We start from the raw sequence: 10,456 nt of genomic DNA on the forward strand, positions 1-10,456 counted from the left end.
GGATCCTCCTGGATGAGAATGGTGTTCCGCTCGACTGCGGTAAGGAAGCGAGAACGGCGACCGTTCCGCAGCGGCGGGCTCTTGCGGTTCGGGATGGTGGGTGTGCGTTTCCGGGGTGTGGGACTCCGTCGGGGTGGTGCGATGCTCACCATATTGTTCACTGGAACGATGGTGGCCCAACAGATCTCGACAATCTGATCTTGTTGTGCGGTCATCACCACCGGACGATGCACCACACGGAGTGGCGGGTGGAGATCGGTCCGGATCGGAAGTCGGTGTTCTACCCACCGATGTCGGTTGATCCGCACCAGCAGCCGATCGGCGGGAACAGCCCACCGACGGCCGCCTGAACGGCCATAACTGGAAATGCCAGCGTATGCACCGGGGAGGAATCATGCCCCGGTACATGCGCTGGCATTTCGCGTTCTGGAGAGTTCAGGGCAGCGACCAGAACTGAGTAGTCACCAGATAGAAGACGACCACCCAGAACAAGGTCACCGCAGCGACGATCGCCACCCCTTGCGCGTTGGTTTTTGCGACAGGAATCCCTGGAGGTGGACGCAGCCAACGGTGCAGGAGCCGATTCACGTAGTACGGCATCGTGAAGAAACTCATGATGAAGCTCGACAACAGGTTGCCGATCAACAATCCGAGCCAGAGTGGCAGCTTCAGCGGTGACAGCGCCAAAGTAAGCAAGACGACAGTCGGGTAGAGACCGACCCAGACCGCGATCGAGGTTTTTGTCTCAGAAGGTGGAGGGGCCTCGTTTCCGTTCTCGTCGAAGGCAAACCAACTACCGAACGAATTGTCCACGGTTCGCAGTTCGAAGTCGTGGAACTTGCGACCCTCGGCGAGAAGTTGTTGTCGCTCAGGGGAAGTCAGCCACGTGTCGAGATGGGCAGCATTGTCGAAGCGATACAGCAGGGTCCACTCATCCTGCACACCGTCGACTGGGCGAAACAGTTCGGTGCCGCGGAATCCGTCGAAAGCACTCTCCACCTCCCGAAGGCGATCCTGCCAGGCAAGGAACTCGTCGATACTGTCGTCACCTACTCGGTGCGTCACTACGACAGTCAGCAGTGGGTCCGGAGGCCTGATCCCGCCGCTCACTACCTGCTGCGTGGCCGGGCCGTCGAAGAACTGACGCCCGCTGTCGAGGTAGTCCTGCCTCGTCGCGCTGTTGATCCACGCCTGAACATGAGCGATGGAGTCGAATCGGTACACGATCACCCAATCAGGTTGGGTGGGCGTCGGAGCCGCGATTTCTGCCCCGAGGAAGCCTGCATAATCTGCGGCTGCCCGGTTGAGGTCTTTCTGCCAGACCTCGAATTCTTTCTCCAGTCCGGCACGCACTCGTTGGCCGATGATGACCGTCGCGGCGCTGTCCGCCGACGTGTTCGCGGTCATCGGTTCAGGCCTGAGTAGATGCGTTCCGGGGTGAGCGGTAGTGACCGGAATCGTGACCCGGTGGCATCCTGCAGTGCGTTCGCCAAAGCAGGGGCAACCGGATTGATGCAGCACTCCGCCATGCCCTTGGAGCGGAGTGGGCCGACGGAGTCTGATGACTCGACGAGGATCACCTCGGTGCGTGGGACATCTGCATAGGTCGGGATCCGGTAGTTACGTAGATTCGGGTTCATCATCGCGCCGTTCGCGTCTACGTGGAAGTTCTCGGTGAGTGCGAAGCCGATGCCCTGGGCGACGCCACCTTCGATCTGTCCCCGCACCTGCGCCGGATTGATGATCACCCCAGCGTCGGTGGCTTGGACACTGTAGAGGATGCGGATCTCGCCGGTGATGCGATGGACGGCGATCCGGAAGCCATGAGTGTTGGACACCACGCTGCGCGGCGACCCGTACGCTTTCCGTGCTTCGGTGAATCGGATCCCGCGCGGGCGTGCAGCCTCGAGTAACTCTTGCAGTGTTAATCGAGTACTACCGCAGATGATCTTGTCGTCGTCCATCGAGCACAGGTCAATCGAGACGCCGGTGTGATGTGCGGCGAAGGCCAGTAGTCGATCGCGGAGCGCATTCGACGCGCGAAGTACCGCGTTCCCAGCGACAAACAGGCCGGCGCTGGCGAAAGCGCCTGTGTCGAAACCGGTTCGGTCGGTGTCCGACTGAATGATTCGTACACGTGACGGTGTTGTGCCCAGCTGATTCGCGGCGATCTGCACGTGGGCCGTAGAAGTTCCCTCACCGAATTCGACTGTGCCGATAGCAAGTTCGTATACACAGTCTTCGCCGAGGGTGAGCCAAGCCTCGGAAATGTGCTCGGTGGGTGGCGCGGTCTCATGTAGTGAACTGGCAGTACCGGTGCCGATCAGCCAATCGTCTCCGAGCGAGGGAACCGGTTGGCGCTTCAACGCGGCGTCGATCAGATCGATGCATTGCCCCAGTCCGTCTTCGGTGAAGATCACGTCGTCCGGGCCGTCTTCGAGTGCGACGAGCGAATCGCCAGGTCGGACGATATTGCGTCGACGCAGTTCGAGCGGATCCATGTTCAGCGCGATGGCCAATTCGGTCATGGCCGATTCCACGGCAAAGGCCGGTTGAGTCATCCCGTACCCACGCAAAGCGCCGCTCGGGACGTTATTGGTGTACACGGAATACGCATCGAACTTCTTGTTCGCACAGCGATAGAGCGAGACTGCCGCGCCGCCGGCAAAGAGTGTCTCTCCGCCGTGGTTTCCGTATGCACCGGTGTTCGAGACGTTGCGATAGTGGAACGCGGTGAGTGTCCCGTCCGACTTTGCTCCGAGCTTGATTGTGAGTTTCATCGGATGACGCGGTGACGCGGTGGTGAACTCTTCTTCTCGGGTGAATTCGAGGCAGACGGGACGACCGGTGTCCAGGGTGGCGAGCGCCACCAGATCTTCGCTGATCACTTCCTGTTTTCCTCCGAACCCGCCGCCCACGCGTTTGCAGAACACGCGCAGCTGATCCGGGCGGAGGTCGAAGAGATGGGCGAGTTTGACCTTGGCGATGGAGGGGGACTGCGAACTCGTGCGAACGTGAAGGCGTCCGTCTTCCATCCATGAAATCGAACCGTGCGTCTCGAGATGTGCGTGCTGCACTCGCGGCGAGAAGTAGGTGCCTTCGTGGATGACGTCGGCCTCGGCGAACCCGGCCTCGACGTCGCCCACGTGACCGTGAAGTTCGAGCAGGATGTTGTGCTCGGGATCTCGAACAAAGGGATCGTCGGATCCGTGCAGGGCTGGAGCGCCGTCGGCCATGGCCTCTTCCGGATCGAACACGGAAGGCAGGATCTCGTAATCGACCTTCACCTTCCGACGGCCTTCTTCCGCAGCGACGACGGAGTCGGCGAGGACGGCCACCACCCGCTGACCCACGAACCGCACGACGTTGTCGAGGATGTACGTGTCGTCCGGATCAACAAGGTGGTCGGTATGAATTGCCGTTGTAAAGAGCTTGCGCGGCACGTCTTTCCAGGTGTACACGCGATGGACACCGGGGACGGCGAGCGCCTCGGTGGTGTCGATGGAGGTGATGCGTGCATGCGCGTGGGGCGAGTGCAGCACTTTCAGGTGCAGCATGCCGTCGATCGCGGTGTCCATAGTGTATTCGGCTCGGCCGGTCACGACGTCGGTGGCCGCCGGCGCCCCGACGCTGGTCCCGACCGCCTGTCCGGGGAGGGCAACTTCGACAGCGCCGACACCGTTGACCGCGTCTTCGATGGATCGGTAACCGGTGCAGCGGCACAGGTTTCCCTTGAGCGCTCGCGGCAAGTCTTCTTTCTGCGCGTCGGTGAGCGCCGCGGAGGTCATGATCATTCCGGCGGTGCAGAACCCACACTGAAAGCCGGGTGCATCCCGGAACTGTTGCTGAATCGGATGGAGATCTTCGGGCGTACCGAGTCCCTCGATCGTGGTCACCGCGCGACCGTCGGCGCGAAAGGCGGGCGTGATGCAGCTGTGTATCGGCGCTCCGTCGAGCCACACTGTGCACGCCCCGCAGTCCCCGCCGTCGCAACCCTTCTTCACCCCGTGGTGTCCGAGGTGTCGAAGAAACGTCCGGAGACACTGTCCCGGGAACGGTTCCTCGTCGAACTTCCGGTCGTTCACCGTGTAGCTCATGACTGGCTCCCCGTGAGTTCGATTCGGAGCTCGTCGGCGTAGTGACGGGCGAGGTGCAGGCGGTGGTCGGGGGTTCCGTTGGGATCGTCGAACCAACTGTCGGCCGAAATGGAGTCGACAGCTCGTCGCAGAGAGTGCTCGTCCGGCATCGTGTCGAACGTCAGCCGTATCGGATGCGTAGTGCCGGCGGTGATGGTGACGTGAAAGTCGTCGGCTCCCGGAGTCTGCGTCGCGATCATGAAGATCGTCGAACGGCCGAGGTGCGTGAGACTGAAGCGGCGGTGGGCGTGGCGTTTGGTGAGCGCGTGCACCGGGAACTCGATGCTCCGAAGAACTTCGCCCGGCTCCAGGACATTCTGGTGGTCACCGGTCACGAAGTCGCACGCGTCGACGGTCCTCACTGTTCCGGCGGTGGCCCACAGCGTGAAAGTAGCCTCGAGTGCAACTGCCAGGGTGATCATCGGTCCGGCGGGAAGCGACATACAGATGTTCCCGCCTACGGTGGCCGAATTCCACACCTTGAAAGACGAGAGGAAGTACTCGCAGCTGACGCGAATAAGTGGACTCGCACCCCAATTGTCCGGCGGGACAAACGCATACAGTTCGGCAACGGTGCACGTAGCTCCGACACTGAAATGAGTCGCGCCGACCTCCAGTGGTGTCCACCCGAGCGCGGTGAGGTCGACGAGTCGACGTGTGTCGGGTTGTTCCGCTGAGAACAGCCACGTTCCTCCCGCGAGCCAGGCGTCGCCGGGACGCCACACGTCCCCTGGGCGATCCGGTGGTCGGCGTATCACGTCGGTAATGGTGGTGATGTCCATGCGCCTGCTCCCCTCGGGGGATGTGTCGTCTCGGAGTGGGACATTACCGAGGTGACGGGACACATTCACACTTTTAGTGCATATCGGGCACGTGAAACATGGGCGATACGTACGTGACATCGCCTGGTGGTCCGTGCATGTGCTTGCCGATTCTGGGTACGACTGCTTGAGAGGCGCGATCAGCCTCTTGCTTTCGCGCTGTTGATTCGGACGCGGCTACGCACTCGGCGGCCGCGGAGATCATGCGGGGCGGGGCGCTGTGAAACCCTTCGAGGTAAGACGGACCGACCCTTTTGATGAGACCCTCTTTCCGCTCTCGGCCGCCCAACGGGCAACCTGGTTCGCTCAGCAATTCGATCCCGAAGTCCCGATTCTGATAGCGCACTACGTGGAGTTGCGCGGCGAACTCGACGTCGAATTACTGGATCGCGAAACGCGGGCAGGTGCTTACGAGTTTCAATCTCCCATGCTCAAAGTCATCGAGGTTGATGGTCAGCCGATGCAGTACGTGGACGAGAAGGCCGAAATCTCGGTCGGTTTGGTCGACTTCCGCTGGACCGAGGATCCCTTCGAGGCTGCGCTCGAGTGGATGCGTCGAGATTGCCGGACGCAGCTCGACCTGGCAGTCGACGGAATCGTCGCGACCGCTGTGCTGCGCGTGGGTGACGCGCACTATCTGTGGTACAGCCGTATCCATCATGTCGCGCTCGACGGTTTCGGTGCCATGACCATGATGAACCGCATTGCGCATCGGTACTCGGCCTCGGCGGCGAGAAAAGATCTGCAGCCGAGTCGTGCCGCGACACTGCGCACGCTGTACGACATCGACGAGCGGTACAGACAGTCGGATCGATTCGCTGCCGATCGTGAGTACTGGGCAGGGCGCAATACAGTCGGTGCCGGATCCAGCTTGGCGGAGGCTTCTGGGCCCGCACACATCGAGAGCCGACTCGAAAGCACACTGATGTCGGACCGGAGCTGTGCCCTTCTCCACGAATCCGAGAACCACGCTGCAACGGTCGTCGCTGCGCTCGCGTTGTACCTCTCGCGAATGACGGCGAAAGAGACTGTCCAGATTCATGTTCCGATGTCCGGACGGACTACGGCGGTGTTGCGGGACTCGGGCGGCATGATGGTGAACGTCGCGCCGCTGCTCATCAGTGTCGCCGCCGTCGACACCGTCGGTGAACTCTTCGCCCAGGTCCAGCATGAGCTCATGGGTGCATTGCGGCACCAGCGCTGCAGCCTCGACGACATCCGTCGGGACGCAGGCGTGACGAGCGGTCTGGAAGGCGAAGACTCATATGCCGGGCCCATGGTCAACGTCATGCTGTTTCGCCAGGAGGTGCAGTTGGGCGAGGTGGTTGGGGAGTATCACATCGTCACCTCCGGGCCGGTGGAAGACCTTCTGGTCAACGTGTATCCGAGCGGCGACAGGCTGCGTGTCGACTTCCGGGCAAACCCGATCCGATACGAGGAGGCGGGTTTACGCGAGCACCACCGGAATTTTGTCGGCTTGCTGGAAGAGTTGATCGCGTCTGATTCCGGTGCCGAGCTCGCAGACATTCACGGCCCGACGGCCCGGGAGGGCGAGCGACGACAACGCGAAGTGCGGCACCTCGAGTATTGGAGACATGAGCTCACCGGGGCGCCCGAACTTTTGCAACTTCCCTTCGATCGACCAAGGCCTGCAACGCAATCGCTGGACAGTGCACAGGTTGAGGTCGTGATCGCCGCAGACACCCACGCGCGGATTACAGAAATGGCAAGTGATCTCGGGACGGACACACGCGCGGTCCTACATACGGGCTTCGCGCTAGTGGTGAGCCGATTGTCCGGGGCTTCGGACGTGGTAATCGGTACGCCGACGGGATCCGACACGAACATCGTTGCCATCCGGAGTCGCATCGATCTGGAGACGCCGTTCACGGCGCTCGTGGGCAGTGTCGTCGAGGTCCGAAGTAATGCGCTGCCGCACAGTGGGATACGGCTCGAGCAGGTGGCGCAGTCGCTCGAGGTGGAGGATGTACCTGCGTATGCGCCGGTGATACAGGTGACGTTCGAGTCCGTCGCCAGCGCTGACGAGCACCCTCCCGACCTCGGCCGCTTCGATCTCGGAGTGTCTGCAGTCGAACTGTTCGACGAGGTGGGTACGCCGTCCGGAATCACGGTGACGCTCGCGTTTGCCACCGACCTGTTCGACGCCGAGACGGCACGTGGCCTCGGTTTGCGGTTCGCGCGCGTCCTGGAATCCGTCACCACAGATCCGGCAATGATGGTCGGCGACATCGACATCTTGTCCGACGACGAGCGATCCGCGATGCAGCCTGTCCGCAGTGACCCTCGCGCTTCGCACCGCACCCTGGCCGAACTGTTCGACGGTGCGGCGCGCACACACTCCGACGGCGTGGCCCTGTCGTATCTCGATGGCGAGTTGACGTATCGAGAACTCGACGATCGTTCGTCGAAGTTGGCCCGAGTCTTGATCGACCGCGGCATCGGTCCGGAAAACAGTGTGGCGCTGGGTTTGACGCGTTCGATCGAATCGGTTGTCGCGATGTTGGCGGTGACCAAAGCCGGCGCGGCATTCGTGCCGGTGGATCCGACCTATCCGGGTGAACGTGTTCGCTTCATGCTGAACGATTCCGGCGCCGTACTGGGGCTCACGGTCGTTTCCGAACTTCATCGTTTGCCGGATTCGATTTCCTGGATAGCAATCGACGACGCTGAGTTCCGTGGCCGACTTGCACGGCTGTCCGTGCGCTCCATCTCCGACGTCCATCGGGTGCACCCGATCCGGCCCGACAATCCCGCATACGTGATCTACACTTCGGGTTCCACCGGACTCCCCAAGGGGGTGACGGTATCGCATCGTGGACTGGAAGCGCTTGCTGCCGAACAGCGTTCGCGGTTCGGTGCGACCCAGGATGCGCGAACATTGCACTTCTCGACCCCGAGTTTCGACGCCTCGATTTTCGAATACCTGCTGGCTTTCGGGGCCGGAGCGACCATGGTGATTGTACCGAGCACGATCTACGGCGGTGACGAGCTGTCTCGCTTCCTCGAATCCCAGCGTGTCACGCATGGTTTTGTCACTACTGCGGCGCTCGGAACAGTTTCGCCCGAGGGCCTTTCGGACTTCGGCGACGTGGTGGTCGGTGGTGAGGCCTGTCCGCCGGATCTTGTGCAGCGGTGGGCTCCCGGCCGACGGCTGTGCAATGCCTACGGGCCGACCGAGACCACCGTCATGTCGAACATCGGCGAGCCGATGGTGTCGTCGGAGAACATCACAGTGGGCGGTCCGCTCCGCGGTTTCGAGGAGATCGTGCTCGATCAGCGATTGCACCCCGTCCCCGACGGTGTCGTGGGCGAGCTGTACATCTCGGGAGACGCGCTCGCACGCGGATATCACCGGAAGTATGCGTTGACCGCAGGACGATTCGTGGCCGACCCGTTCGGTCTCCCGGGCCGGCGGATGTATCGAACGGGGGACTTGGTGCGGCGGCGCCGTGGCCGTGCACTCGAGTACGTCGGCCGCAGCGATTTCCAGGTGAAAGTTCGCGGATTCCGTATCGAGCTCGGGGAAATCGACAGCGTCGTGCAGTCGTGTCCGCAGGTCGAGAATGCAGTTACCGTGGCGCGTGCGGCTCCCTCCGGTACAACGATGATTACCACGTACGTCGTGCCTGCCGGCGGAAGTGCGCTCTCGACGGCCGATCTGACGCAGTACGCCGCGAGCCGTGTGCCGTCGTACATGGTTCCTGCGGCCTTTGTTCTTCTCGACGAGTTGCCGGTAACTCCATCGGGAAAGGTCGATCGCGCTGCCTTACCGGCACCTCGGTTCGATGCTCGGTCGGACAACTTTCGCCCGCCCGAGGGCGCCGAAGAACTACTGCTGGCCGAGATTTTTGCCGACGTTCTAGGTGCTGAGGCGGTGGGTGCGGGTGACGACTTCTTCGAGCTGGGTGGGAACTCACTGATCGCCACAAAGCTGATCGCACGAGTCAATGCCGCTGAAGCAATCGATTTCGGGGTGCGGACTTTGTTCGAAGCACCGACGATCGAATCACTGGCTCTCCACGTGCGTGACGCGAAGTCCTCCGGCGTTGATCCCTCGCGTTCGAAGCGTCCAATCCTGCAGACACATTCGTACAAGGACAAGATTCCGGTGTCTCTGGCGCAACAACGCCTGTGGTTTGTCAATCAGTTCGACACGTCGTCCCCGGCCTACAACATCCCGATGGTGGTCCGACTGTCAGGGGCGTTGGATGTGGCTGCGCTGAAACTCGCGATGGGAGATGTTGTCGATCGACATGAATCGCTTCGCACCGTCTACCCGGCGTCGGTCGACGGTCCACATCAGGTCGTGGTTCCTTCGGAACGTGTGACGTCGGAGATGGCGTGGGAAGTATCCGTTGACGAGGAAGCCTTGGACAGGCGCGTCGCCGATCTCGCTCGCGAGGGGTTCGACGTGAGCGCGAACGTGCCCGTGCGCGGCTCCCTTTTTCGAATCACTCGGGACGTTCACGTCCTCGCGTTGGTGGTTCACCATATTTCGGCGGATGGAGCATCACTCGAGCCGCTGGCCCGCGACCTGACCCGCGCCTACGCGGCGCGGGCTGCCGGTCGGGCACCGGACTGGCCGCCTTTGCCTGTGCAGTACGCCGACTACAGCCAATGGCAGATCGAACTGCTCGGCAGTGACGCCGATCCGGACACGCTCCAGGCGAAGCAGTTGGACTACTGGACGTCCACCCTGTCCGGTCTACCTGACGTGATCGACCTTCCGCTGGATCGACCGAGGCCGGCGGATCGATCCATGCGCGGTGAATCGGTCCGATTCTCGGTGCCCGCAGACGTGCACAGTGACCTCCTCGAACTCGCTCGGAATCACAACGCGACACCGTTCATGGTGATGCACGCAGTGCTGGCCGTTCTGTTGGCACGGCTGAGCGCCTCGCCGGACATAGCGATCGGCACTCCGGTAGGAGGGCGCGCCGAGCAAGTCCTCGACGATCTGGTCGGGATGTTCGTCAACACGGTCGTCCTGCGAACCGCCGTTGATACCGCCGCGACTTTCGAGGAAATCCTTTCACGAACTCGCGAAGTTGATCTGGCAGCGTTCGGGCAAACCGAGGTGCCGTTCGAGCGAGTCGTCGATGCAGTTGCTCCGGAGCGTTCACCATCTCATTCACCGCTCTTCCAGGTTCTGTTGGAATTTCAGAACACCGCAGATCCTCACCTCGAACTACCAGGATTCGGTGTCGATGTTGTTTCAGTCGACATCGGTGTCGCCAAATTCGACTTGCAATTGTCGCTCTCCGAAAAGCGTGGCAAGGACGGAATCCCGGTGGGTTTCGACGCCGCCTTCACCTACGCCTCCGATATCTTCGAGCGCACCACAGTCACCGAATTCGGGGAGCGCTTCGTCCGCCTACTGCGGTCCGTCGTATCGGATCCAACTGCCCCAGTGGGTGATACGGAGATTCTGGGTGCGCCCGAGCGTGGGTTGGTGGTGGGTGGTTGGGATGGTGTGGG

Annotated in this window: 5 protein-coding genes; 2 read left to right on the forward strand and 3 right to left on the reverse strand. The window is 61.8% G+C overall.

What is annotated here, in order from left to right; genetic code table 11:
- Nucleotides 1–350: HNH endonuclease signature motif containing protein (locus ACKAMS_RS33320; RefSeq protein WP_408990096.1), on the forward strand; the 350-nt coding region annotated here is incomplete at its 5' end.
- 85 nt (nucleotides 351–435) lie between these two features.
- Here the strand turns inward: ACKAMS_RS33320 and ACKAMS_RS33325 are convergent.
- From ACKAMS_RS33325 to ACKAMS_RS33335, 3 genes are read right to left on the reverse strand one after another with little or no spacing between them, the layout of a single operon-like run.
- Nucleotides 436–1,407, reverse strand: a complete 972-nt coding sequence (locus ACKAMS_RS33325) for an antibiotic biosynthesis monooxygenase (protein ID WP_029255495.1) — start codon at nucleotides 1,405–1,407, stop codon at nucleotides 436–438.
- Nucleotides 1,404–4,097, reverse strand: coding sequence for a molybdopterin-dependent oxidoreductase (locus ACKAMS_RS33330; protein ID WP_153212677.1), 2,694 nt, complete (start codon nucleotides 4,095–4,097; stop codon nucleotides 1,404–1,406). Before ACKAMS_RS33330 ends, ACKAMS_RS33325 begins: the two co-directional genes overlap by 4 nt.
- On the reverse strand, nucleotides 4,094–4,918 hold the full coding sequence (locus ACKAMS_RS33335) for a xanthine dehydrogenase family protein subunit M (protein ID WP_021333613.1): 825 nt from the start codon (nucleotides 4,916–4,918) through the stop codon (nucleotides 4,094–4,096). The genes ACKAMS_RS33330 and ACKAMS_RS33335 overlap by 4 nt, the downstream gene beginning before the upstream one ends.
- 259 nt (nucleotides 4,919–5,177) lie before the next feature.
- Between ACKAMS_RS33335 and ACKAMS_RS33340 the strand changes: the two genes are divergently transcribed.
- Nucleotides 5,178–10,456 (forward strand): amino acid adenylation domain-containing protein (locus ACKAMS_RS33340; RefSeq protein WP_408990097.1); only part of this gene is annotated, 5,279 nt, incomplete at its 3' end.

Source organism: Rhodococcus sp. 5A-K4 (assembly GCF_046097995.1).
GTDB lineage: Bacteria > Actinomycetota > Actinomycetes > Mycobacteriales > Mycobacteriaceae > Rhodococcus_F > Rhodococcus_F erythropolis.

Coding starts and splice junctions, on each gene's coding strand:
- ACKAMS_RS33325 (WP_029255495.1), bottom strand. CDS start 1,407: ATGACCGCGAACACGTCGGCGGACAGCGCCGCGACGGTCATCATCGGC.
- ACKAMS_RS33335 (WP_021333613.1), bottom strand. CDS start 4,918: ATGGACATCACCACCATTACCGACGTGATACGCCGACCACCGGATCGC.
- ACKAMS_RS33330 (WP_153212677.1), bottom strand. CDS start 4,097: ATGAGCTACACGGTGAACGACCGGAAGTTCGACGAGGAACCGTTCCCG.